General features: G+C 72.1%; 18 protein-coding genes. 10 read left to right on the plus strand and 8 right to left on the minus strand.

Going from position 1 to position 22,907, the window contains the following annotated elements; all coding sequences use genetic code 11:
* Positions 1-83: 83 nt before the first annotated feature.
* A complete protein-coding gene (locus CJZ98_RS00665) occupies positions 84-1,520 on the minus strand; it encodes a YcjF family protein (protein ID WP_232756071.1) in 1,437 nt (478 codons plus the stop codon).
* Positions 1,521-1,771: 251 nt separating this feature from the next.
* On the opposite strand from CJZ98_RS00665, the gene CJZ98_RS00670 reads away from it, so the two are divergent.
* From CJZ98_RS00670 to CJZ98_RS00690, 5 genes are all read left to right on the plus strand, one after another.
* Positions 1,772-2,677, plus strand: coding sequence for a cation diffusion facilitator family transporter (locus CJZ98_RS00670; RefSeq protein WP_094587674.1), 906 nt, complete (start codon positions 1,772-1,774; stop codon positions 2,675-2,677).
* Between the two features lie 5 nt (positions 2,678-2,682).
* On the plus strand, positions 2,683-3,207 hold the full coding sequence (locus tag CJZ98_RS00675) for a hypothetical protein (RefSeq protein WP_094587578.1): 525 nt from the start codon (positions 2,683-2,685) through the stop codon (positions 3,205-3,207).
* Between the two features lie 17 nt (positions 3,208-3,224).
* Positions 3,225-3,836: a hypothetical protein gene (locus tag CJZ98_RS00680; RefSeq protein WP_232756072.1), complete on the plus strand. Its 612-nt coding sequence runs from the start codon at positions 3,225-3,227 to the stop codon at positions 3,834-3,836.
* A gap of 80 nt (positions 3,837-3,916) precedes the next feature.
* Positions 3,917-4,945, plus strand: coding sequence for a tryptophan--tRNA ligase (gene trpS, locus CJZ98_RS00685; protein WP_094587579.1), 1,029 nt, complete (start codon positions 3,917-3,919; stop codon positions 4,943-4,945).
* Between the two features lie 272 nt (positions 4,946-5,217).
* Entirely contained in the window at positions 5,218-5,901 is a 684-nt protein-coding gene (locus tag CJZ98_RS00690; RefSeq protein ID WP_232756073.1) for a glycoside hydrolase family 24 protein, read from the plus strand.
* A gap of 3 nt (positions 5,902-5,904) precedes the next feature.
* Here the strand turns inward: CJZ98_RS00690 and CJZ98_RS00695 are convergent, their stop codons facing one another.
* Both CJZ98_RS00695 and CJZ98_RS00700 read right to left on the minus strand, forming a co-directional pair.
* The gene (locus CJZ98_RS00695; protein WP_094587580.1) at positions 5,905-6,357 is read right to left on the minus strand and encodes an NINE protein; all 453 of its coding nucleotides are present in this window, start codon (positions 6,355-6,357) and stop codon (positions 5,905-5,907) included.
* A complete protein-coding gene (locus CJZ98_RS00700; RefSeq protein ID WP_094587581.1) occupies positions 6,354-6,698 on the minus strand; it encodes a DUF2605 family protein in 345 nt (114 codons plus the stop codon). Before CJZ98_RS00700 ends, CJZ98_RS00695 begins: the two co-directional genes overlap by 4 nt.
* Positions 6,699-6,909: 211 nt before the next feature.
* Between CJZ98_RS00700 and thrS the strand changes: the two genes are divergently transcribed.
* From thrS to CJZ98_RS00725, 5 genes are all read left to right on the plus strand, one after another.
* The gene (thrS, locus tag CJZ98_RS00705) at positions 6,910-8,643 is read left to right on the plus strand and encodes a threonine--tRNA ligase (RefSeq protein WP_232756091.1); all 1,734 of its coding nucleotides are present in this window, start codon (positions 6,910-6,912) and stop codon (positions 8,641-8,643) included.
* Positions 8,644-8,653: 10 nt separating this feature from the next.
* Positions 8,654-9,736, plus strand: a complete 1,083-nt coding sequence (locus CJZ98_RS00710; RefSeq protein WP_094587582.1) for a glucokinase — start codon at positions 8,654-8,656, stop codon at positions 9,734-9,736.
* Positions 9,737-9,786: 50 nt separating this feature from the next.
* On the plus strand, positions 9,787-10,725 hold the full coding sequence (thrB, locus tag CJZ98_RS00715) for a homoserine kinase (RefSeq protein ID WP_094587583.1): 939 nt from the start codon (positions 9,787-9,789) through the stop codon (positions 10,723-10,725).
* 211 nt (positions 10,726-10,936) lie between these two features.
* Complete coding sequence (locus CJZ98_RS00720) at positions 10,937-12,565, plus strand: NAD(P)H-quinone oxidoreductase subunit 4 (RefSeq protein ID WP_094587584.1); 1,629 nt, start codon at positions 10,937-10,939, stop codon at positions 12,563-12,565.
* 61 nt (positions 12,566-12,626) lie between these two features.
* Positions 12,627-14,846, plus strand: coding sequence for a M3 family metallopeptidase (locus CJZ98_RS00725; RefSeq protein WP_094587585.1), 2,220 nt, complete (start codon positions 12,627-12,629; stop codon positions 14,844-14,846).
* A 43-nt stretch (positions 14,847-14,889) separates the two neighbouring features.
* Here CJZ98_RS00725 and CJZ98_RS00730 read toward each other — a convergent pair whose 3' ends face one another.
* From CJZ98_RS00730 to CJZ98_RS19290, 5 genes are all read right to left on the minus strand, one after another.
* Complete coding sequence (locus tag CJZ98_RS00730; protein WP_094587586.1) at positions 14,890-15,495, minus strand: esterase/lipase family protein; 606 nt, start codon at positions 15,493-15,495, stop codon at positions 14,890-14,892.
* Between the two features lie 19 nt (positions 15,496-15,514).
* Positions 15,515-15,928, minus strand: coding sequence for a dihydroneopterin aldolase (gene folB / locus CJZ98_RS00735; RefSeq protein WP_094587587.1), 414 nt, complete (start codon positions 15,926-15,928; stop codon positions 15,515-15,517).
* The gene (locus CJZ98_RS00740; protein ID WP_269798970.1) at positions 15,925-17,247 is read right to left on the minus strand and encodes a glutamate-5-semialdehyde dehydrogenase; all 1,323 of its coding nucleotides are present in this window, start codon (positions 17,245-17,247) and stop codon (positions 15,925-15,927) included. Before CJZ98_RS00740 ends, folB begins: the two co-directional genes overlap by 4 nt.
* A 76-nt stretch (positions 17,248-17,323) precedes the next feature.
* On the minus strand, positions 17,324-18,226 hold the full coding sequence (locus CJZ98_RS00745) for an ROK family protein (RefSeq protein ID WP_094587588.1): 903 nt from the start codon (positions 18,224-18,226) through the stop codon (positions 17,324-17,326).
* 70 nt (positions 18,227-18,296) lie between these two features.
* Positions 18,297-22,868, minus strand: coding sequence for a translocation/assembly module TamB domain-containing protein (locus tag CJZ98_RS19290; RefSeq protein WP_094587589.1), 4,572 nt, complete (start codon positions 22,866-22,868; stop codon positions 18,297-18,299).
* Positions 22,869-22,907: the final 39 nt, after the last annotated feature.

The raw sequence follows: 22,907 nt of genomic DNA on the forward strand, positions 1-22,907 counted from the left end.
GAGACCTTCGTCTTTCTTCGTGAAGTACTTCGCGAAAGCTTCATGAAGAGTTGTTAAGTCTCGACTTGTCGGGTCCCTGCGTGTCAGGTGGCGCCGGCGGCCAGGGCCTGCTGGCGCCACCAGCGGCGCCCCTGCTCCAGGAAGCCGGCCCAGTCATGCCGCTCCTCCTCGGCCGCCCGCGCCACCAGCAGCGGGGCCTGCCGCTGCAGCAGGACCGCCAGCTGGTCCTCGGGCACGCCGGAGGCCAGGGCCAGGTAGTCGGCCATGGCCCGGCCCACGACCCGGGTCAGGTAGGCCGCGCTCAGGGCCTGCAGGGCTCCGCCCACCAGCCAGGTGGCGCCGTGCAGCTTGATCAGCGAGACCAGGGCCTGGGAACTCCACTCCACGACCCCGAGGGTGAGGGCAGCCTTGGCCAGTTCCCGGGCCGCCGCCTGCAGCTGCTCCGCCGACCAGTCGCAGTTCCACAGCTTCGCCATCTCCTGCAGCATCAGCCCATTGGCTGCCGCCAGCACCAGCAGATCCAGGCTGGGCAGGGGCGCCACCACCACGCCCGCCGCCACCGTCCACTGGGTGCGCGTCACCAGGGCCTGCCAGCGAGCGCGACGCAGGGCCTCCAGCTCCAGCTGCCAGCGGCCGTGCAGCTGCTCGAGGCAGCGGCAGTGGGTGCGCTCCAGTTGCAGCTGGCCGCCCCGACCCAGCTCAGCCGCCAGGGGTGCCAGGGCCTCGGCCAGGGCCGTGCCGTCGCGGCTGGCGGGATTCCAGGCCAGCCAGCGCTGCCGCAGCCGCTCCGGCAGCTGCCCCTCCAGCTCCTGCTGGCGCTGGAGCCAGCCCGCCTCCTCGCCGCGCTCCACCAGCAGCCACACCGACTGTCCCCCCGGCAGGGCTTCCAGCCAGCGCAGGTCCGAGGCCCGCAGCGGTAGCGGCAGGCAGTAGAGCAGGTGGTCGCAGCGCTCGAACAGCTCCGGCCACTGCCAGCTGGGGCTGGTGGCCGGCAGTGGCAGGCCCCAGTGCAGTCGCACAGGCAGGGGGGCGCGGCAGGCCTGGGCCAGGAGGGCCTGCAGCTGGGGATCGGGCAGGTCGCAGCCCACGAGGGCCAGATCCAGGTGGGAGCGCTCCTGGCGTGCCTGCAGGGCCGCCAGGGCCGCGCGGCGGCCCGGTAAGGCTGGCGATTCGGTGCCCTCCAGGAGCTCGAACTGCGTCAGCACGGCCTCACAGCGGCTCAGCCAGCCCTGGGAAGAGGCCGGCAGGCGTGGCGCCACGGGTCGGCTGCGGCCGTTCAGCAGCCACAGTCCCCCGGCGGCGGCCGAGAGGGCCACGACGGACGAGAGGGAGAGGTGCAGGCTGTCACCCAGCAGCCAGCCACCGCCGAGCACCGCGGCCCCCACGGGCCACCAGCGCCGCAGTGCCGGCAGGGCGGGCCTGAGGACGGCCTCCACAGGGCCGGTGCCCAGGGGGCCGGACCCCGAGGGGACTGAGCCGGAGGCGCTCGGAGGGGAGGGGCTGGAGTTGGGTGTGGTCAAGGCCGGAGGAGCACGGGCCCGGCCGCCGGGGCGACGGGGGCTGGCGGTCTGGTCCGAGCCTCTCTAGCTCAGGCCCCGCGGCCTGCCCAGGCCGATGGCGTCGAGCGACACCAGCCGCAGCGGCCGGGAGCCCATACCTTGGGGCTCGGATGGCCGTCGGGCGAGGAAGCTGCATGGGATCCGTCTTCAGCCAGGCCAGCGCGGGCGCCAGTGGCGAGTCCTGGGCCAGGGAGGCCGTGGTCAGGACCCCCCTGGCCCGTGACACCCGTCAGGAGGTGAAGCGGGTCCTGCTGGTGGCTCTGGCGGTGAATGTGGCCATGAGCCTGGTGAAGCTGGTGGTAGGCCTGGCCAGTGGCTCGCTGGCGGTCTTGGCCGATGCCATGCACAGCGCCACCGACGGACTCTCCAGCCTGCTGGGGCTGGTTACCAACGGTCTCTCCGATCCGGAGCCCGACCGTGACCACCCCTACGGCCACGACAAGTACGAGGCGGTGGGGGCCCTGGCGATCGCCGGTTTCATCCTGCTGACCGCCTTCGAGATTCTGCGCACCGCCGTAATGCGCCTGTCCACGGGCCTCAAGCCCCTGCGGCTTGACAGCCAGGAGCTGGTGCTGCTGCTGCTGGTTCTGGGCTGCAATCTGCTGCTGGCGGGCTACGAGCTCCGCGCCGGCCGCCGCCTCAACAGCCAGCTGCTGCTGGCTGACGCCCGCCACACCACCAGCGACATCTGGACCACCGTGATGGTGCTGCTGGGCCTGGCGGGGGTGGTGTGGCTGGGCCAGACCTGGTTCGACGTGGCGGTGGCCATCCCCCTCTGCCTGCTGCTGCTGAGGGCCTGCTGGCAGGTGGTGCGGGCTAACCTTCCGTGGCTGGTGGACCAGATTGCGATCGCGCCGGAGGCCATCCACGCGGTAGCGATGGGGGTGCCTGGCGTTCTCAACGTGCACGACATCGCCAGCCGCGGTGTGCTGGGCCAGCGTGTGTTCATCGAGCTGCACATGGTGGTGGACGCCGACGACCTGACCAGCGCCCACGCCATCACCGAGGCGGTGGAGGAACACCTGGCCGAGCGCTTCGGGCCGGTGCGCTGCACGATCCACCTCGAGCCGCGCGACTACGCCATGGCCGCGATCACCTTCCAGGGAGCCCACGGTTGAGGTCCATGGCCGACAACGCCCTGCAGAGCAGTGCCCTGCAGACGCCGCGGCTGCGCCAACGGCTGGATCGGCTGCTGGCGCAGCAGCAGCGGGAGAAGCTGTGGCATGGAGAGCTGCCTGTGCTGCTGCTGGAGCGCTGCTGGCTGAGGCTGGAGGTGGTGCCGGTGCGGCGGCTGGCCCAGGTGCTGCCGCCGGATGCCAGCCCCGAGGCCCCGGAGCTGGTGCGCTTCCGCGAGCTGCGCCGCCAGGGGCTGACGGCGGAGCTGGCCCAGGAGCGCTGCTGGGAGGAGTTCGGCCGCGAGGCCTGCAGCCGCGCCCTGCGCCGCTTCTGGCGGGCCCAGGACCAGCCGGGCCCCGGTTGGACCCTGGAGCGCTATCTGCTGCTGCTCGATCTCTACCGCCGCCACCTGCAGACGCCGGGCCCCCGGCCGCTGCCCCTGCTGGTGCTGGCCCGCGCCGGCAGCGCCGAGCCGCACCGGCTGGAGTGGTGCTGGCCTGCGGCCACCGCCATGCGTCACACTTGCCCCTGATTTAAAGGGTTGCGGCCATGGCCGACGGGTTGAACGACGCGGGCCGGTCCCAGGAGCGCCAGGACGGCGGACGGGGTGGAGAGGGCCGTTTCCCCGGCGGCCGCGGCCCCCGCGAGGGCGGCCAGCGTGACGGTGGCAGCCGGGACCAGGGTGGCTTCCGCATCCGCCTGAGTGACAACGAGCTGCGGGCCGCCCGGGCCGTGCAGGAGGCCTTCGGGCTGCGCTCCACCGTGGCCGCCCTGGGCCTCTCGATCCGCACCGTGGCCCAGCTGCTGGAGGAGGGCAAGCTCGACGAGGTGCTGGCCCAGCACCGTGCCCAGGCCGGCAGCCGCCCCCAGGGCGAGGGCCGGGGCCGTCGCGGCGAGGGCCGGGGTGAAGGCCGGGGGGACTTTCGAGGTGAGGGCCGCGGTGAGCGGGGCGTCCAGCGGGCCAACCCCTTCGCCAGGCCCAGCAAGCCGCAGGCTGCCGCCGTCCCTGAGAGCGAGCCTGCCGCCGCCGACACGGCCGAGGTCGCTTTGGCAAGCGAGTCCGCCGAGATCGGTGGTGACGGTACCGCAGATGTCAGCGCCGTCGAAGGGCCGGCAGTCGGCACTGAGGCCACCCCCGAGACCAGCGCCGCCGAGGCCTGATCGCTCCAGCCCCCGCCGGCCCCTGACGCCGGCGGGGGTCCGCCCCCAGGGCAGAATCCGCCCAACCGTCTGGGTTAGGGATGCAGCGCGCAAGGGTTCTCTCCGGGGTTCAGCCCACCGGGGCGCTGCATCTGGGCAACTGGCTCGGCGCCATCCGCAACTGGGTGCACCTGCAGGACAGCCACGACACCTTCTTCTGCGTGGTGGACCTGCACGCCATCACCGTGCCCCACGAGCCGGGCCAGCTGGCGGCGGACACCCGCAAGACGGCGGCGCTCTATCTGGCCTGCGGCATCGACCCGGCCCGCTCCACCGTGTTCGTGCAGAGCCATGTGCCGGCCCATAGCGAACTGGCCTGGCTGCTGAACTGCGTCACGCCGCTCAACTGGCTGGAGCGGATGATCCAGTTCAAGGAGAAGGCGATCAAGCAGGGCGACCAGGTGTCGGTGGGGCTGCTGGATTACCCGGTGCTGATGGCGGCCGACATCCTGCTCTACGACGCCGATCTGGTGCCGGTGGGCGAGGACCAGAAGCAGCACCTGGAGCTGGCCCGCGACATCGCCCAGCAGCGCATCAACGCCCGCTTCGGCCGCAAGGGCGCCGATGGCGAGCCGATTCCGGTGCTGAAGGTGCCCGAACCCCTGATCCTGAAGGAGGGCGCCCGGGTGATGAGCCTCACCGATGGCCGCAGCAAGATGAGCAAGAGCGACCCCAACGAGGGCTCGCGCATCACGCTGCTGGATCCGCCGGAGCTGATCACCAAGAAGATCAAGCGCGCCAAGACCGATCCCGTGATGGGCCTGGAGTTCGGCAATCCCGAGCGGCCCGAAACCGACAACCTGCTTGGCCTCTACGCGATTCTCAGCGGCAAGGGCCGCGAGGTCGCCGCTGCCGAGTGTGCCGCCATGGGCTGGGGCTCCTTCAAGCCATTGCTGGCGGAGGCCGCCGTGGAGGCGCTGCGGCCGGTGCAGCAGCGCTATGCCGAGCTCAGCGCCGATCCGGCGGAACTGGATCGGGTGCTGGCGGCCGGCCGTGAACGGGCCCAGGCGGTGGCCCAGGCCACCCTGGAGCGCACCCGCGAGGCCCTGGGATTCCTGGCCCGGGGCTGATCTATTGGACTCCAACCATCAGCTTGGCTGATTGAAGCGGGGCTTCGTTTCGCTGTGGGGCCAGGCGCTGGGATCGGGGAAGGGCCTGGGCCCATGGCGGGCGCACATCGCCGTGTCTCACGGCTCCCAGACGCGTCGCGGCTGAGTTCCGCCTGGGGTGGCATGGGTCGAAGGCATGGTGGGTCGCATTTGTCCAGGGCGGTTCGAGGGGGCCTCCCCCTGGGAATGCTCGGGCCAGCAGGCTCAACCGACCGCTCCCTGCCCGCTTGCCCATGGTTCGTCGCCCGCTGCCCGGTTCCACGCCCCACCTGCTCCTGCGCTGCACCCTGGCCTCTGTCCTTGCGTTGCCGTTGCTGGTGGGGTCCAGGCCGGAGTCGGCGGCGGCCCAGGCCCAGGAGCGGCCCGCTGCAGCCAGCGGACCAGTGGCAACGGGGGCCCCGGCCGCTCGCCCCGCCGCCCTGCCCCGCCCCGCCGGCCACTACGCCATCACCCCCGAGCGCCGCGCCCTGCTCAACACGATCCGCTATGCCGAGGGCACCTGGCTCGGCGGCTGCCAGGAGGGCTACCGGACCCTCTACGGCGGCGGCCGCTTCGCCAGCCTGGAGCGCCACCCCGAAATCGTGGTGGTGAAGCGCTACGCCAGCGCCGCAGCCGGGGCCTATCAGTTCCTGCCAGGTACCTGGAGCGAGGCGTCGCGCAAGCTGCGGCTGGCCCGCTTCGATCCCGCCAGCCAGGACCAGGCCGCCCTGTATCTCGTGGAGCGCCGTGGTGCCCTGGGGGCGATCGACCGCGGCGGCCTGGATCGCCAGGCCATGGCCCGCCTGGCCGGCGAGTGGGCCTCCTTCCCGACCCTGGCCGGCGCCAGCGCCTACGGCCAGCCCGTCAAGCGCGCCGAGGAGCTGGAGCGCTTCTACGTCGCCAGCCTGCGCCGCGCTCGCAGCGCTGAGCAGGCCTGAAGTTCAGGGTTCCCGGTAGACCACCCGGCCCCGCTCATCGTTGCCGACATCGAGCAGGTGGTCGAACAGCAGCCGCTCCACCTCCTCCCGCACCCGCTCCCGCGGCAGATCGGCGGGCAGCTGCAGCTCCAGCAGGGCGTCATTGAGGGTGAAGCCGGCGGCACCGCTGCGGCGGGCCAGGGCCAGCAGCTGGCGATCGACCGGCTGCCCAAGGGCCAGGCCGTCGCCCTGCCGGTTGGCCTGCTCGATCAGGGCGGGGATCAGGAACAGATCCAGCAGCTGGCCCACGCCGCAGAGCCCCAGGGTGCAGAGCCAGAGGGTGCCGCTCACGGGTTTGCGGGCGTAGAAGCGCTGCAGACCGCAGAGCCCCACCAGCGCCAGGGCCCACAGCAGATAGCCCGCGGCCAGGCTGCGGCGCTGCCGCGGGCGGGCAGCCAGCGGGCGGGCCTGGGTCATGGGGCGCCGTGGTCCGGCAGGGGCACCCCCGCCCCCCGCAGCAGAGACGACAGGTTCCAGACCCGCATCATCAGCCGGTGCCATGGGGTCATGGCATCCATGTCGACGGCCATGGGGGTGGGAGAGGCGCGGCGCAGGGCCCGGGTGGCGGCCAGGCCCGCCAGGCCCTCGCTCAGATCGGCCCGCAGCTGCTCCCGCTCCGCTGCGGGCAGCAGGCTTTCCGGGGCGCAGTCGAGCAGCACCAGGCCGCGGCGGAACCAGGTCTCGAAGTCCTCGAACAGGGAGGCCAGCAACTGGTCGAGCAACTCGACCGAATCCGGTGGGGGAGGGGGAACGCTCACATCCCCAGCCTAAGGAGGCCGATTTGGGCTGCGTAGGATCGGGTTTGCCTGCCTGCCTGCCGTGACTGCGACCCGCTCTGCCGACCAATCCCTCAGCAGCAGCGCGGCCACCCTGACCACCGCTCCCGCCGGGGCCCCTGGCGCTGCCGCCAGCCCGATTCCCCTGCCCAAAACCAGCGAGAGCCCCCAACTGCTGCGTATCCGCCACTCGATGAGCCACGTGCTGGCCATGGCGGTGCAGCGGCTGTTCCCCAAGGCCCAGGTGACGATCGGCCCCTGGACCGAGAACGGCTTCTACTACGACTTCGACAGCCCCGATCCCTTCACCGAGGCCGACCTCAAGGCCATCAAGAAGGAGATGATCAAGATCATCAACAGGAAGCTCCCTCTCGAGCGCATCGAGGTGAGCCGTGCTGAAGCGGAGAGCCGGATCCAGGCCCAGAACGAGCCCTACAAGCTGGAAATCCTGGCCGGTATCAGCGAGCCGATCAGCCTTTACACCCTGGGCGAGGAGTGGTGGGACCTCTGCGCCGGCCCCCACGTCGCCAACACCGGTGAGCTGAACGCCAAGGCCTTTGAGCTGGAGAGCGTGGCCGGCGCCTACTGGCGCGGCGATGAGACCAAGGCCCAGCTGCAGCGCATCTACGGCACCGCCTGGGAAACCGCCGAGCAGCTGGCCGAATACAAGCGCCGTAAAGAAGAAGCCCTGCGCCGGGACCACCGCCGCCTCGGCACCGACCTGGATCTGTTTTCGATCGAGGATGAAGCCGGCGCGGGCCTGGTGTTCTGGCATCCCCGCGGCGCTCGCATGCGCCTGCTGATCGAGACCCTCTGGCGTGATCTGCACTTTGCGGCTGGCTACGAGCTGCTGTACACGCCCCACGTGGCCGACATCAGCCTGTGGAAGACCTCCGGCCACCTCGACTTCTACCGGGAGTCGATGTTCGGGCCGATGCAGGTGGATGAGCGGGAATACCAGCTCAAGCCGATGAACTGCCCGTTCCACGTGCTCACCTACGCCAGCACCCTGCGCAGCTACCGGGAGCTGCCGATCCGCTGGGCCGAGCTGGGCACCGTGTATCGCTACGAGCGCCCCGGTGTGATGCACGGGCTGATGCGGGTGCGCGGCTTCACCCAGGACGACGCCCATGTGTTCTGCCTGCCCGAGCAGATCAGCGATGAGATCCTGCGTATCCTCAATCTCACCGAGCAGATTCTCAGCACCTTCGATTTCCGCAACTACGAGATCAACCTCTCCACCCGCCCGGAGAAGTCGATCGGCGAAGACGCCGTGTGGGACCTGGCCACCCAGGGCCTGATTGAGGCCCTCGACCGCAAGGGTTGGGCTTACAAGATCGATGAGGGCGGCGGCGCCTTCTACGGCCCCAAGATCGATCTCAAGATCGAAGATGCCATCGGCCGGATGTGGCAGTGCTCCACCATCCAGCTCGACTTCAACCTGCCCGATCGCTTCAAGCTGGAGTATGTGGCCGCCGATGGCACGCGTCAGCGGCCGATCATGATCCACCGGGCCATCTTCGGCTCCCTGGAACGGTTCTTCGGGATCATGACCGAGAACTACGCCGGTGATTTCCCCTTCTGGCTGGCGCCAGAGCAGATCCGTCTGCTGCCGGTCACCGATGAGGTGCGTGCCTATGCCGAGGAGCTGCAGAGCCAGCTGACTGCTGCGGGCGTGCGCGCCACGATCGACCACTCCGGCGATCGCCTCGGCAAGTTGATCCGCAACGGCGAGCAGATGAAGATCCCGGTGCTGGCGGTGATCGGCGCCAAGGAGGCCGAGACCGGCCAGGTGAGCTTGCGCAGTCGCCGCGACGGGGATCTGGGCAGCGTGGCCGTGGCCGATCTGGTGGCGGCCGCCGCCGGCGCCAATGCCCTCCGGGCCGCGGGCCTGGGCCTGCCGGCCACCTTCAGCGCCAGCGCCTGAGGAGAGTCCGATGACCACCCTGCTGGCGGGCGATATCGGTGGCACCAAGACCCTGCTGGCCACCTACCGGCTGGAGGACTCCGCCCTGATCCAGCAGCGGGCCGAGCGCTTTCCCTCCGCCGAGTGGGCTGACTTCGCCGCCCTGGTGAACCACTTCCTGGCTGGCGGCGCTGCGGGGGAGCCGCCGCGCCAGGGACCTCCCCTCCAGGAGCCCCCAGCTGTGGCCTGCTTCGCCGTGGCTGGCCCCGTGCGCCACGGCCGCGTGAAGCTCACCAACCTGCCCTGGGAGCTGGAGGAGGGAACCCTGGCGGGCGCCTGCGGCCTGGAGCGGCTGGAGCTGGTGAACGATTTCGCCGTGCTGATCTACGGCCTGCCCCACCTCTCCCCCCTGCAGCAGGTCCCGCTCGATCCCGCGAATCCGGCGTCCGATCCCGGGGCGCCCCTGGCGATCCTCGGTGCCGGCACCGGCCTGGGGGTGGCGATCGGTGTACCGACAGCTGCCGGCCTGGTGGCTGTGGCCAGCGAGGGCGCCCACGCGGCCTTTGCCCCCCGTACCCCCGAGGAGTGGGCCCTCCAGCAGTGGTTGCAGGCCGACCGGGGGCTGGAGCGGGTCTCGATCGAGCGGATCGTGAGCGGTACCGGCCTGGGTGAGGTGATGCGCTGGGTGCTCGCCGGTGACGATCCCGATGGCCAGCACGCTCTGGCTGCCGCGGCCCGGGCCTGGCGACATCCCGAGACCGCTGCCGCAGGCCCAGCCCCAGCCGCGCCGCCGGACCTGCCAGCCCTCACGGCCCAGGCCGCCGCGGCCGGCGACCCCCTGGCGGGCCGCGCCCTGGGACTGTGGCTGGGGGCCTATGGCTCGGTGGCCGGTGATCTGGCCCTGCAAAGCCTCTGTCTGGGCGGGCTCTGGGTGGGCGGCGGCACGGCGGCCAAGTTGCTGGATGGGCTGCGCTCGCCGGCCTTCCTGGCGCCCCTGCGGGCCAAGGGGCGCCTCAGTCCGGTGCTGGCCCAGGTGCCGGTCACGGCCCTCACCGACCCAGAAGCCGGGCTGTTCAGCGCCGCCTGCCGTGCCCGCATGCTGCTGGCCGCCTGACGGAGCCCGTCACCGGCGGGTGGGACACTGGCCCGAGCAGAAGGACAGGCATGGTGCGCCCGCGCATCGGACAGGGCGTCGTGGTGGATGTGCCGGCGACAACGGCGAACCTGGGCCCCGGGTTTGATTGCCTCGGCGCTGCCCTCGATCTCAACAACCGCTTTGAACTGCGCCGCATCGACGGCGACGACGAACGCTTCGATCTGATCATCGAGGGCAGTGAGGGCTCCCACCTGCGCGGTGGGCCCGACAACCTCGTCTACCGGGCGGCCCAGCGGGTATGGAAGGAGGCGGGCGAGCAGCCGATGGCGATCGAGGCCCGGGTGCGCCTGGCGGTGCCGCCGGCCCGGGGCCTGGGCAGCAGCGCCACCGCCATCGTGGCCGGACTGATGGGGGCCAACGCCCTGATCGGCGAACCGCTCAGCCGTGAGAAGCTGCTGGAGCTGGCGATCGACATCGAGGGCCACCCCGACAACGTGGTGCCCTCGCTGCTGGGGGGGCTGTGCATGACCGCCAAGGCCGCCTCGCACCGCTGGCGCGTGATCCGCTGCGAATGGTCGCCGGAGGTGCTGGCAGTGGTGGCGATCCCGGCGATCCGCCTCTCCACCAGCGAGGCGCGGCGGGTGATGCCCAAGGTGATCGCGATCCCCGATGCCGTCACCAACCTGGGCTCCCTCACCCTGTTGCTGCAGGGGCTGCGCACCGGCAACGGCGATCTGATCGCCGATGGCATGCACGACCGCATCCACGAGCCCTACCGCTGGGGCCTGATCCAGGGCGGCCGGCGGGTGCGGGAGGCCGCCCTGGAGGCGGGGGCCTGGGGCTGTGTGATCAGCGGGGCGGGCCCCAGCCTGCTGGCCCTCTGCAGCCGCGCCACTGCTGCGGCCGTGAGTCGGGCGATGGTGCGCACCTGGGAGGGCGAAGGCGTAGCGTCGAGGTCCGAGGTGCTGCCTCTGCAGCAGGCCGGCAGCCGCTGGCACCCCCTCTGAACCGGCCCTCCCGCACGCCACCATGGCGGGAGACCATGGCTGAGTAAAAATACCTAAACTGATACATTGACAGCGTTGGGTTGCATCCCACGGGGCGCGTTGCGGCAGCACTCTTGCCGTCTCAGCGTCGTCACTGCAGGGCCGCCAGCGCGGCCAGCGGCTGGCTTCTCCTGGGCTGTCGTCCGACCGATCTCCCCCCGATCAAGCTGAGATGGACGCCAATCTGCCCCTCACGGCCGCGTCCAACCTCGGCAGTTTCCCCTGGCTGAGCCTGATCACGCTGCTGCCGGTGGCCGTGGCGCCGCTGCTAATGCTGCTGCCCGGGGACGGCACCGATCCCAAGCTGCCCCGCGCCGTCGCCCTGGCGACCCTCGCCGCGGACCTCGGCCTGATGCTCTGGGTGTTCAGCCAGCGCTTCGACGGCTCCCTGGCCGATCTCCAGCTGGTGGAACGCTTCGCCTGGGTGCCATCCCTGGGGCTGGAGTGGTCCCTGGCGGCCGATGGCCTCTCGGCCCCCCTGGTGGTGCTCTCCGGCCTGGTGACCCTGCTTTCGGTGGCCGCCAGCTGGAACATCCAGAAGAAGACGCGCCTCTACTTCGCCCTGTTGCTGGTGCAGGCCTCGGCCCAGGCCCTGGTGTTCCTGTCCCAGGACTTCCTGCTGTTCTTCCTGGCCTGGGAGCTGGAGCTGGTGCCGGTGTACCTGCTGATCGCCATCTGGGGCGGTCAGCAGCGCCAGTACGCCGCCACCAAGTTCATCCTGTACACGGCCACCGCCTCACTGCTGATCCTGCTGAGCGGCCTGGCCCTGGCCCTGAACGGCCCCTTTACCCTCAATCTCAGTGAGCTCGCCGCCCGCAGTCCCGGCGGCAGCTTCGGCCTGCTCTGCTACCTCGGCTTCCTGATCGGCTTCGGGGTGAAGCTGCCGATGTTCCCGCTGCACACCTGGCTGCCCGATGCCCACGGCGAGGCCAACGCGCCGGTGTCGATGCTGCTGGCGGGCGTGCTGCTGAAGATGGGCGGCTACGCCCTGCTGCGCTTCAACGTGCAGATGCTGCCCGAGGCCCATCTGCAGCTGGCGCCGGCCCTGATCGTGCTGGGCATCGTCAACATCGTCTACGGGGCGCTGAACGCCTTCGCCCAGGACAACGTGAAACGGCGCATCGCCTGCAGTTCGGTGAGCCACATGGGCTTCGTGCTCCTGGGCATCGGCGCCGTCAACAGCCTGGGGATGAGCGGCGCGATGCTGCAGATGATCAGCCACGGCCTGATCGCCGCCGCCATGTTCTTCGTGACCGGCGTGTTCTACGAGCGCACCAAGACTCTCTCGATCCCCAACATGGGTGGGCTGGCCAAGGTGCTTCCCATCACCTTCGCCTTCTTCCTGGCCAGCTCCCTCGCCTCCCTGGCTCTGCCGGGCATGAGCGGCTTCGTGAGCGAGATCACGGTGTTCCTCGGGGTCACCAGCAACGCAGACTTCACCACCGGCTTCCGGGTGATCACCGTGATCCTGGCGGCCATCGGCCTGGTGCTCACGCCGGTGTATCTGCTCAGCCTCTGCCGCCGCGTGTTCTTCGGCCCGCGCATCCCGGCCCTGGCCGTGGTGGGCGACATGAACCCCCGCGAGCTGGTGATCGGGCTGTGCCTGCTGGTGCCCACCCTGGTGATCGGTTTCTGGCCGCGGGTGGCGATCGACCTCTATGAGGCCAGCACCACAGCTCTGGCGACCGATCTGGCCGCCCATAGCGCTGTCCAGATCGCCGCCCACCCCGCCGGCCAGCAGCTTGCCGCTGCGGCCAGCGAGGCCCTGCTGGCCCTGGGCCGGCTTCCCTCCCTCGGCTGAGCCGCGCCTGGCTGTCCGGTTGGGCTGGAATGGTCGCTGCGACCACCAGCCCCCTGCGCCGATGACAACCGCTCCCACCAGTACCAGCGCCACGGGATCAGCCGCCCCGGCCGCTGGGATCGTGCCATTGCTGATCGGCGCAGGCCTGCCCCCGTTTGAGGCGATCACGCCGGAGCAGGTCAGGGCCCACATCCCCGGCCTGCTGGCCGAGCTGGAGCAGGATCTCACCGCCCTGGAGCGGCGACTGGAGGCGGACCTCGCCGGTGGAGGCCTGCTCAGCTGGCAGGCCGTGCTGGATCCCCTGCAGCGCCTGGAGGAGCGGCTGCGCTGGAGCTGGGGCGTGGTGAGCCACCTCACCGGGGTGTGCAACAGCCCCGAGCTGCGGGAGGCCCACGCCGGCCAGCAGGCCGCGGTGGTGGCCTTCGGCAATCGGGTGGGCCAGAGCCGGGTGCTCTATCGCGCCCTGGAGACCCTCGATCACCAACACCACAGTGCCGCCCCCGGCGACGCCGGCCTGCTCGATGGCGCCCAGCAGCGGATCCTGGCCGCCGAGCTGCGGGCGATGCAGCTGCGGGGCGTGGGCCTGGAGGGCGAGGCCCAGGCCGCCTTCAACGCCGCCAGCCAGGAGCTGGCCGAGCTCTCCACCCGCTTCGGCAACCAGGTGCTCGATGCCACCAACGGCTGGACCCTCAGCCTCACCAGCGTCGCGGAGATCGAGGGTCTGCCGGCGAGCCTGCTGGAGCAGCTGGCCCAGGCGGCCCGCGGCGCCGGTCTCACGGCCGCCGATGGCGGCGAGGCCACGGCGGAGGCGGGCCCCTGGCTCCTGGGGCTGGACATGCCCCGCTACATCCCCTTCCTCAAGTACAGCCGCCGCCGCGACCTGCGCGAGCGGCTCTACAAGGCCCACGTGGGCCGCGCCTCCGGCCAGGGGGAGGGGGCCAGCGCTGAACTCAACAACTGGCCGCTGATCGAGCGGATCCTCAGCCTGCGCGGTGACCAGGCCCGGCGCCTCGGCTACGCCAACTGGGCCGAGGTGAGTTTGGCCGCCAAGATGGCGGACTCCGAAGCTGCCGTGGAGGCGCTGCTGGAGGAGTTGCGGGCCGCTGCCCTGCCGGTGGCTGAGCGGGAACTGGAGCAGCTGCGGGCCTGCGCCGCCCGCCATGGCGCCCCCGAGGCCGCGGATCTGCAGCCCTGGGACGTGAGCTTCTGGGCGGAGGTGCTGCGCCAGGAGAGCTTCGAACTCGACAGCGAGGCCCTGCGCCCCTACTTCCCCCTGCCGCAGGTGCTGGAGGGGCTCTTCGCCCTCTGCGGCCGCCTGTTCGACATCCAGATCAGGGCCGCCGATGGGGAGGCGCCGGTGTGGCATCCCGACGTGCGCTTCTTCCGGGTGCTGGAGGGCCCCGGTGCCGGCGAGCGGGCCGGCCAGCCGATCGCCGCCTTCTACCTCGACCCCTACAGCCGCCCCGGCAGCAAGCGCGGCGGTGCCTGGATGGACGAGTGTCTCGGGCGTTCCCGGGCGGCCGACGGCACGCCGGTGCTGCCGGTGGCCTACCTGATCTGCAACCAGAGCCCGCCGGTGGGCGACACCCCCAGTCTGATGACCTTCGAGGAGGTGGAGACCCTCTTCCACGAGTTCGGCCACGGCCTGCAGCACATGCTCACCACCGTGGAGCGGCCCCAGGCCGCGGGCATCAACAACGTGGAGTGGGATGCGGTGGAGCTGCCCAGCCAGTTCCTGGAGAACTGGTGCTACGACCGCGCCACCCTGCTGGGCATGGCCCGCCACTGGCAGAGCGGTGAGCCCCTGCCCGAGGCGGAGTTCGCCAAGTTGCTGGCCGCCCGCACCTTCCTGGGGGGCGCCGCCACCCTGCGCCAGGTGCATTTCGCCCTGGTGGACCTGCGCCTCCACAGCCAGTGGCATCCCGGCTGCGGCCAGAGTCCCGAGCAGCTGCGCCGCGAGATCGCTGCCACCACCACCGTGCTGGCCCCGATCGACGAGGACGCCTTCCTCTGCTCGTTCGGTCACATCTTCGCCGGCGGCTATGCGGCCGGCTACTACTCCTACAAGTGGGCCGAGGTGCTCAGCGCCGATGCCTTCAGCGCCTTTGAGGAGGTGGGTCTGGAGAACGAGCCGCGCATCCGCGAAACCGGCCGACGCTTCCGCGACACGGTGCTCAGCCTGGGCGGCAGCCTGGATCCCAAGGCAGTGTTCGAGGCCTTCCGGGGCCGTCAGCCCACCAGCGAGGCGCTGATCCGCCACTCCGGCCTGGTGGCGGTGTGAGCTGACGGATTCAGGGGGGCGCTGCAGGGCGCTCCCCTCGGGCTCAGGGCTCCAGCAGAGCGGCGCCGATCGGCCCCAGGGCCTCGGGGCGGGTGATCAGCTGCTTGTGGTTAGCTACCGGCAGCACCTGCACCGTGCCCACCGGCAGCACTCCCTTCCAGGGAGGCAAGATGATGGTGTCGATTGGGCACCAGAAGCTGCGGCAGTCCAGGCCCTTCAAGGGCGTGAGATCGGCGTTGAGGCGCCGGATCAGCGGGCTGCCCACCTTCATGTCGGCGATGCCGGGCAGCAGCCAGCGCGGCCAGGGCTGGGCCGCGAAGGTCCCGTTCTGGGGGCTGCCGACGCTGATGAAGCGGCGGGTACGGCGATGGCCGCCCAGCAGCTGGATCCAGATGCGGCCGATCACGCCGCCCATGGAGAAGCCCAGCAGATCCAGCTCCTGCTCAGGGCCGAAGGCCGCCTCGATCTCTGCTCCCAGCCGCGCCGCCAGATCCTCCAGGGGGGTGCTTCCCAGGCCGTGGGGCAGGTCCGGGATCAGCAGCGGATCCCGGCGCCCCCCCAGCCATTCCTCCAGCCGCCGGAACAGCCGCGGCGAGTCCCAGAGGCCGTGCACCAGCACCAGCGGGGGGTGGGGGGCTGGGCTGCTCATGGGGTTTCGCGATCCGGTCTCACCAGGCCAGGCCCTGGCCATGCCGGCTGCGCCGCACCGCCACGGTGCCCGTGAATCCAGGCACCGGCGCCCGGCACTTGCGCAGCTCCAGCCGCATCGGCACTGGGCCGTAGAGCTCCTCCAGCAGGCTGAGGATCCGCTCGGCGAAGTGCTCCAGGGTCAGGCAGCGCAGGCTGCGGGCCTGCTGCTGCAGGGCGGTGATGGCCAGGCTGTAGTCGAGGCTGTGGGCCAGCTCATCGCGGGCGCCGGCGGCGGCCAGATCCACGGCCAGCTCCAGGTCGAGCTCGAACCACTGGCCCAGCTGCCGCTCTTGCTCCAGTACGCCCACGTGGGCCCAGAGCCCCAGGTCGCGCACCAGGATGCGATCGCCTGGGGGCTCGGCGGTGGAACCGGTCGCGGCGGCAGGGGTCACAGGGGCAGGGCGCGGTGGCTGAACTGGCGCTGGCCGCTGGCGTAGTCGGCGGCGATGTGGCCCTCGCCCCGCAGCCGGTAGCGGTAGGTGACCAGGCCCTCCAGGCCCACGGGGCCGCGGGGGGGCAGGGTCTGGGTGCTGATGCCCACCTCGGCCCCGAAGCCGTAGCGGAAGCCGTCGGCGAAGCGGGTGGAGCAGTTGCGATACACCCCGGCGCTGTCCACGGCCCGCAGGAAGCGCTCGGCTATGGCGTCGTCGCGGGTGGCGATGGCATCGGTGTGGCGGGAGCCGTAGCGGGCGATGTGGGCCAGGGCCTCCTCCAGATCGTCCACCACCTTCACCGCCAGGATCAGGTCGGAATACTCCGTGCGCCAGTCATCCTCCGTCGCTCCACCGGCGATGCCCAGCGCCTGGGCGGCTGCATCGCCGCGCAGTTCCACGCCGGCAGCGGTCAGCGCTGGGATCGCCGCGGCCAGGAAGGCCGGCGCCACGGCGCGGTGCACCAGCAGGGTCTCGATTGCGTTGCAGGCGGCCGGGTACTGGGTTTTGGCGTCCACGGCGATGCGCACCGCCTGGGGAATGTCCACGTCCTGGTCCACATACAGATGGCAGATGCCATCGGCGTGGCCCAGCACCGGGATCCGGGTGTGGTCCTGGATGAAGCGCACCAGGGCGTTGGAGCCGCGGGGGATGATCAGATCCACCAGGCCGTCGAGCTTGAGCAGGGCCAGGCTCTCCTCGCGGGAGGTGAGCAGGGCCAGGGCCTCGGGGCTCACCGCCGTGCCGCTCAGGCCCTGCTGCAGCGCCGCCAGGATCGCCGCACAGCTGCGGGCGGCCTCCCGGCCTCCCTTGAGGATGGCGCCGTTGCCGGAGCGGATCGCCAGGGAGGCGATCTGCACCACCGCATCGGGCCGCGCCTCGAAGATCACCCCCACCACGCCCAGGGGCACGCTGACCCGCTCCAGCACCAAGCCGGCGTCCAGTTCGGTGTGCAGCTGGCGCTGGCCCAGGGGATCGGCCAGGGCCGCCAGCTGGCGCACGCCCTCAATGGCGCCAGCCAGCTTGACGTGGTCGAGCTTGAGCCGTGCCACGAGTGCCTGGGCCAGGCCGTCGGCCGCCGCAGCCTCCAGGTCGGCCCGGTTGGCCGCCACGATCGCCTCGGCATGGGCCTCCAGGGCCGCGGCCATCGCCAGCAGGGCCTCGCGCCGCTGCTGGTCGCTGCACTGGCCGAGGGCCATGGCGGCCCGGCGCACGCCCGCAGCCCGCTGCAGCAGTTCGGGGGAGGGATCGGGAACGCTCGCTTGGTCGAACACGCTCACGGCTGGGTGCGGGCTCTGGGGTGGGTCTGCAGAGCATCATCCCAACCGGCCCCCCCAGCTGGACTGCAGAGCTGCCTCAACTCCCCGCCGGCTCCAGCACCAGCCGGTCCAGGGCGAGCTTGGCGGCGCCGAGTCGGCCGGCGCCGTTGCCCAGGGCGCAGCGGCGCAGCTCCAGTCCCTCGCGGCTCACCGCCAGCACCCGTTGCTCCAGCTCGGCCCGCACCGCCGGCAGGAAGTGCGCGCTGGCGGCGCCGAGCCCCCCGCCGATCAGAACCACCTCCGGGGTAAGCACATAGAGCAGTGAGCTCAGACCGATCCCCAGCCAGCGCCCGTAGGTTGCCCACACCGCCAGGGCCGCGGGGTCACCCGCTTCCGCCAGCCGGCAGAGCTCGGCCGGCTCCAGTGGGCTGAGCCGGGCCAGGCCGCGGATCGAGCAGCGGGTCTCCAATGAGCCGCTGTTGCCGCTGTTGCAGGGGGCGCCATCGGGCTCCACGCCGATCAGGCCCAGCTCACCGGCGGCGCCGCCATGGCCCACGAACAGCTCGCCCCCCAGCAGGATGCCGCCGCCAACGCCGGTGCCGAGGGTCAGCAGGATGGCGTCACGGCAGTCCTGGGCGGCGCCGCGCCAGGCCTCGCCCACCAGGGCGGCGTTGGCGTCATTGGCCAGGGTCACCCGGCGGTCGAGCCGGGGCTCCAGCCAGTCGGCCAGGGGCACGTCCTGCCAGCCCTCCAGGTTGATGGCCAGCCGGGCGATGCGGTTGTGGCGATCGGTGGGGCCGGGCAGACCGATGCCCACCACCGGTGCCAGGCCGTCGGGGTCGAGCTGGCAGATCGCCTCGGCGATGGCCAGGGTCACGGCGCCGGGCATGGCCGGCCGGGGGGTGGCCAGCTGCAGTTCCGCCAGCAGCTCGCCCTGGGGATCGAAGCGCCCGAGCTTGATGGCGGTGCCGCCGAGGTCGACACCGATCAGCTGGGTCATCGCGAGGGCTGGGGCTGGCGGGCAGGGTAGGGCGGCCCGGTTGGTCGCCTTGGGCTGTGCTGGCGGCCGTTCAGAAGCGGAAGAACAGCTGCAGCTGGGTCTGCCAGCGGCCCTCGCTATCGACCGAGCCCTGTAGCCCAAGCCGATCACTGGCCTGGTAGCGCAGGGTCATCTGCGGTGGGATGTCGCTGCGGTTGGGGGCGGCCAGAACCGAGAAGTTGAAGCGCTCCGTGAGGTCCAGGCCGATCTCGCTGCCCAGCACCAGCTGCGAGGGGATGCGGCGCACACGGGTCTGCCCCGGCCCGCCGCCGCTGGCCGTGTCGGCGGGGGCGAAGTAGGTGGGATAGAGGGCGAAGCTGAGGCGCTGGCCGAAGGCCTCACTGAGGCTGCCCACCACCGGCGAGAGCAGCGACTGGCCGAGCACCGTGGCCAGGGCGGCTGTGGCATTGCCGCCGATCAGCCCCACCAGGGAGTTGCCGCCGATCAGTGCCACGAGTCGCTCCTCCGGCAGGGGCGGGGAGCTGCGCAGGCGGATGTTCTCCATCAGCCGGTCGGCTGGCCCGCTCACGGTCAGCACCACCCGGATCAGGTTCAGCTGGTCCAGGGCCGTGGTGGGGGCCGCCACGTTCCAGTCGTAGATGCTGGAGCGGTCGGTGCGGCCCGTGGCGATGTTGTCCGACACCCGGGTGCGCAGGGCGATGTCCAGGTAGGGGATCAGCCCCAGGGATGGGGTGAAGACCGCCACGTTCGGCGCGTCGGGATCGAGGCTGAAGCTGGTGGTGAACAGCCCCAGGCGGCCGTTGAGCAGCCGCACCACGCCCCGGGCCTGCAGGGAGGGATCGAGTGGCCCGTTGAGGGTGAGCAGGCCGGCGGCGCCGAAGTTCACCACGTTGGGCACCACCACCCGCAGGTCCGGCCCCAGGCGCAGCCGCAGCCCGTCCAGGCCGATGAAGGGCAGATTCGGCACCGCCTCCCGCAGGGAGCGGCTGGTGCCGCTCTCGATGTCGGGCCCCATCACGACGATCGGCTGGCTGAAGTCCCAGCGCTCCTCCACCAGCTGGCGCACGCTCACCGGCTGCTCCGGGGCCTCCACCTTGGCCAGCTGGCCTGGCTGCACGTTCAGCACGCCCTTGGAGAGGCGCAGTTCCCCGCCGAGCTGAGGGCGCAGCAGGCTGCCGCCCACCCGCACCTCGCCATCGGCCACCGCCCGTAGGCGCGGCACGCTGAAGGGCGCCTGGCGCAGCTGCAGGGTCAGGGGTCGGGCCAGATCTTCGTTGGGATGGACCAGGGCCAGCTGACCGCTGCCGGAGAGCAGGCCGCGCTCGCCCACCCTGGCGCTGAGCTGCTGCAGCTCCAGGTCGGCGAAGTCGAACAGCACCGTGGCCTCCAGATCGCGCATGGTCTGGCCGGCCACCGCCAGCACGCCGCCACGGAAGCGCAGGAAGCCGTTGGCGATCGGCTGGCGCAGGCTGCCGCGCACCAGCAGCTGCAGGTCGGCGCTGCCCTGCTCCCAGCGCACCGACGGCCCCGCCAGGCTGGCCAGGAAGCGCAGGCCGTCGGCGCGGCTGGCCAGGCGCAGCTCCAGCCCCTCGGCCTCCGGCTGCAGCGGCACCCGGCCCTTGAACTCCACGTCATTGCTGGCACCCGCGCTGCGCAGCGACCAGTCCACCTGCAAGGCCTCGCCGTCGAGGGCCAGTGCGCCCCGCTCCAGGCTGAGGCCCTGGCCGTTGAGGCTGGCCTGCTGCAGGGCCAGGGTCGCCTCCAGGGTGGGGCTGCCGCCCCCCAGCCGGTAGCGCCCCTGGGCCGAGAGGCCGCCGCGCAGCCCCTCCGGCACTGGCGTCAGCAGGGCCAGCAGCGCCAGGGGCAGGTGGTCGAAGCTGAAGCGACCACCGCCCTGGCCCAGCGGACCTTCGAGGCGCACCCGCAGCGGTTCGCTGGCCAAGACCTGGTCCCGGTCCTCCTGCTCCAGCCAGAGGTGGCCGCGGGCGCGTAGATCGAGGTACAGGCGATCGGGCGAGGGACCCGTGAAGGTGAGGTTGGCATCCACCAGGGCCTGCAGGTCCTGCAGCTGGGGCCGTGGCGAGCGCTCCCGGGCCAGGGCGGCCTGGCTGGCCAGCCGCTGCTGGGCGGCAGCCAGGGCCTGGAGCTGGTCCTGCAGGGTGCCGCCCAGCGTGTCGATGGCCAGGGTCCCCAGATCCCGGGCCTGGCCGCGGGGCGGTGGCGGCCCGCCCCGCCACTGGGGCCAGGCCTCCAGCAGTTCCCGGATCAGGTCGGCGTTGAGGCGGCGGCCCTCCAGCCGGCTCCAGAGGGCGCCGCCGCGCTCGCCGCGCAGGCGCAGGCCGATCTCCCCGCCCGGGTGGCGGCCATCGCCGCGGGGCTGCAACCGGCCTGTGAGCTCGAAGCGATTGCCGCGGTACTCGCCATGGGCATCGAACTGGCGACCGCGGATGCCGAGCAGCTGGGGCGCTTCGACGCGGGCGCTGCCGTGCATCCACAGGGGCTGCAGGTCAAGGGAGCCCTGGCCGCTCAGCAGGCCGGAGAGGGGCTGGAACCGCTGCCTTGGGCCGAGGGCCACGCTGAGACCATCGAGCGGGAATGAGCGGGCCCGCCAGAGGTAACGGCGCGGCGAGCCGCTGAAGGCCAGCTGCCCCTCCTGCCGCTCCAGCTGCACCCGGGTGGGCAGCCAGTTCCGGCCCATGCTGGCCGTCAGCCGGCCCGGCAGTGCCGGCGCCAGGGACTCCAGCGCCAGGGCGCCGCCGCCGCCCGGGGCCGGGCTGAGCCGGCCACGCCAGGTCTCGGCCAGGGCCAGGGGGCCCGCCCCGGGGGACTCCACCTGTAGCTCCAGATCGGGCCGCAGGGCTGACAGCGGTCCCCGCAGCGAGCCCCAGGCATCGAAGAAGCCGCGTACCCGTGAGCCCAGCAGCGGCGTCAGCCGTGCCAGGGGGTAGCGGCGCAGGGCCAGTTGCACGTCCAGCTCGCCGGCCCGCAGGCCCTGGCGGCCCCAGGCCAGGGGCAGCCGGCCGCTGGCTTTCAGTTCGGGGCCCGTCAGCCGCTCCAACACCAGCAGCTGGCGGGCCCAGGCCAGCTCGGCGCTCCAATGGCCCAGCAGGGGGTTGCGCCGCTGGCGCAGGGCCAGCGCCAGCCGCGGCTCGGCCAGGCTGCCATCGGCCCGCACCTCTCCCTCCAGCACTGGGGCGGATCCCAGGGGGCCGGTGAGGGCGGGCAGGTCCCGCCAAAGGTCGCGGCCCAGCCGCAGCTCGCGCGAGCGCAGGGCCAGCCGCGGCCAGACGCTGCCGCCGGCCGTGAGCCGGGCATCACCGCGTCGCAGCACCAGCTCGGGCAATCGCAGCTGCAGGGGCGGTACACCGCGGCGAACGGGGCGCCCATCGATGTCCAGGCGGGCACTGAGATCCAGGGGCCGCGCCGGACCCTGCCCAATCGCTGGCAACCGCAGCCGCCCCTGCAGGCGGCCGGTCAGGTGGCGCCAGGGGCCAGCCAGGCTGGCGCTGAGCCTGTGACCGACGCGGCGCTCCTGGGCCTGCAGCTGCAACTCAAGCCGGCCTGCCCGGCGCCCCCCCAGTTGGAAGCCGCCCTGGAACCGCCCGCTCCAGGGCCCCATGGCCAGCTCACCGGGCAGCAGCACCAGGGCCTGCCCGCGGCAGCGCAGGGTCAGCCGCTCGGCCGCCAGGGGCCCGGGCAGCACGGGCCAGCGCCAGCGGGCGCCGCGGACCTGCAGCTGGCCCTGGCAGCGGCGGCCCCGACCCCCTGCCGTGACGGGGAGTCCGCGGTCCCGATCGGATCGTCGCAGGCCGGGATCCTCCAGCTCCAGCCGGCCGCTGGCCAGGCCCTCCAGCCGGCCCGCCAGTTGCCGCTGCACGCCTGCGGGCAGAAGGGGCACCAGGGGCGCCACGGGCAGCTGGCGCGGAGCCATGGCCACGGACCAGCGCCGATCCCGCCAGTTCAGGGCAGCCTGGAAGGGCACGACGCCACCGGCCGCCGGCCGCAGGCTGCCGTTGAGCCGCAGCTGGCGCCTCCACAGCTCCAGCCGTGTCGTGCCCTGCAGGGAGGCCCGCAGGGGCCTGTTGGGGAGTCCCGCCACCGCCGGGGGCTGCAGCCGCGCCCGCGCCGCATCCAGCAGCCGGATCTCCAGACCGATGCGGGGCGGCTCGGCTCCGGGGGGGAAGGGGCCCAGTTCCCAGTAGGCGCCGCGACGGTTGGGGCGCAGCTCGGCGCGGGCTCCCTTGAGCTCCAGGCGCAGCATCCAGGCCTGGCGAGCCAGGCTGGCCAGGGGATCGAGGCTCACCGTCACGGCCTCCACCTCGGCCGAGGAGGGGTTGTCTGGCCCTGGCCGGAAGCGGCTGGCCCCGGCGGCGACCCCCCAGGGGCGAAGACCGCTGTAGGGGCCAAGTTCCAGCGGGTGGCCCATCACCCGCCCGAGCTGGCGCTCCAGTTGGGGTTTCAGCTGGCGATAGACGGCGGCAGCGGCGCCATCGGCACCCCACCAGGCCACCGCCGCAACACCGGCAGCCAGGGCCAGGGGCGCCAGGCGTCTCGGCAGGCTGGCCGTGGCCGTGGCCGTGGCCGTGGCCGTGGCCGGGGGCGGACTGGACGGGTCGCGGGAGTCCTGCGGCTGCACCCCCATGGGCCCGTAGCTGTCAGCGGCTGGGGAGGCCCGAATATA

The sequence above is a fragment of the Vulcanococcus limneticus LL genome (assembly GCF_002252705.1).
GTDB classification, from domain to species: Bacteria; Cyanobacteriota; Cyanobacteriia; order PCC-6307; family Cyanobiaceae; genus Vulcanococcus; species Vulcanococcus limneticus.

Excerpts from the sequence above, each read along its gene's own strand:
- CJZ98_RS00675 (WP_094587578.1), top strand. The coding sequence starts at position 2,683 with ATGGCCGACAACGCCCTGCAGAGCAGTGCCCTGCAGACGCCGCGGCTG.
- CJZ98_RS00680 (WP_232756072.1), top strand. The coding sequence starts at position 3,225 with ATGGCCGACGGGTTGAACGACGCGGGCCGGTCCCAGGAGCGCCAGGAC.
- trpS (WP_094587579.1), top strand. The coding sequence starts at position 3,917 with ATGCAGCGCGCAAGGGTTCTCTCCGGGGTTCAGCCCACCGGGGCGCTG.
- CJZ98_RS00690 (WP_232756073.1), top strand. The coding sequence starts at position 5,218 with ATGGTTCGTCGCCCGCTGCCCGGTTCCACGCCCCACCTGCTCCTGCGC.
- CJZ98_RS00695 (WP_094587580.1), bottom strand. The coding sequence starts at position 6,357 with ATGACCCAGGCCCGCCCGCTGGCTGCCCGCCCGCGGCAGCGCCGCAGC.
- thrS (WP_232756091.1), top strand. The coding sequence starts at position 6,910 with ATGAGCCACGTGCTGGCCATGGCGGTGCAGCGGCTGTTCCCCAAGGCC.
- CJZ98_RS00710 (WP_094587582.1), top strand. The coding sequence starts at position 8,654 with ATGACCACCCTGCTGGCGGGCGATATCGGTGGCACCAAGACCCTGCTG.
- thrB (WP_094587583.1), top strand. The coding sequence starts at position 9,787 with ATGGTGCGCCCGCGCATCGGACAGGGCGTCGTGGTGGATGTGCCGGCG.
- CJZ98_RS00720 (WP_094587584.1), top strand. The coding sequence starts at position 10,937 with ATGGACGCCAATCTGCCCCTCACGGCCGCGTCCAACCTCGGCAGTTTC.
- CJZ98_RS00725 (WP_094587585.1), top strand. The coding sequence starts at position 12,627 with ATGACAACCGCTCCCACCAGTACCAGCGCCACGGGATCAGCCGCCCCG.
- CJZ98_RS00730 (WP_094587586.1), bottom strand. The coding sequence starts at position 15,495 with ATGAGCAGCCCAGCCCCCCACCCCCCGCTGGTGCTGGTGCACGGCCTC.
- CJZ98_RS00745 (WP_094587588.1), bottom strand. The coding sequence starts at position 18,226 with ATGACCCAGCTGATCGGTGTCGACCTCGGCGGCACCGCCATCAAGCTC.
- CJZ98_RS19290 (WP_094587589.1), bottom strand. The coding sequence starts at position 22,868 with ATGGGGGTGCAGCCGCAGGACTCCCGCGACCCGTCCAGTCCGCCCCCG.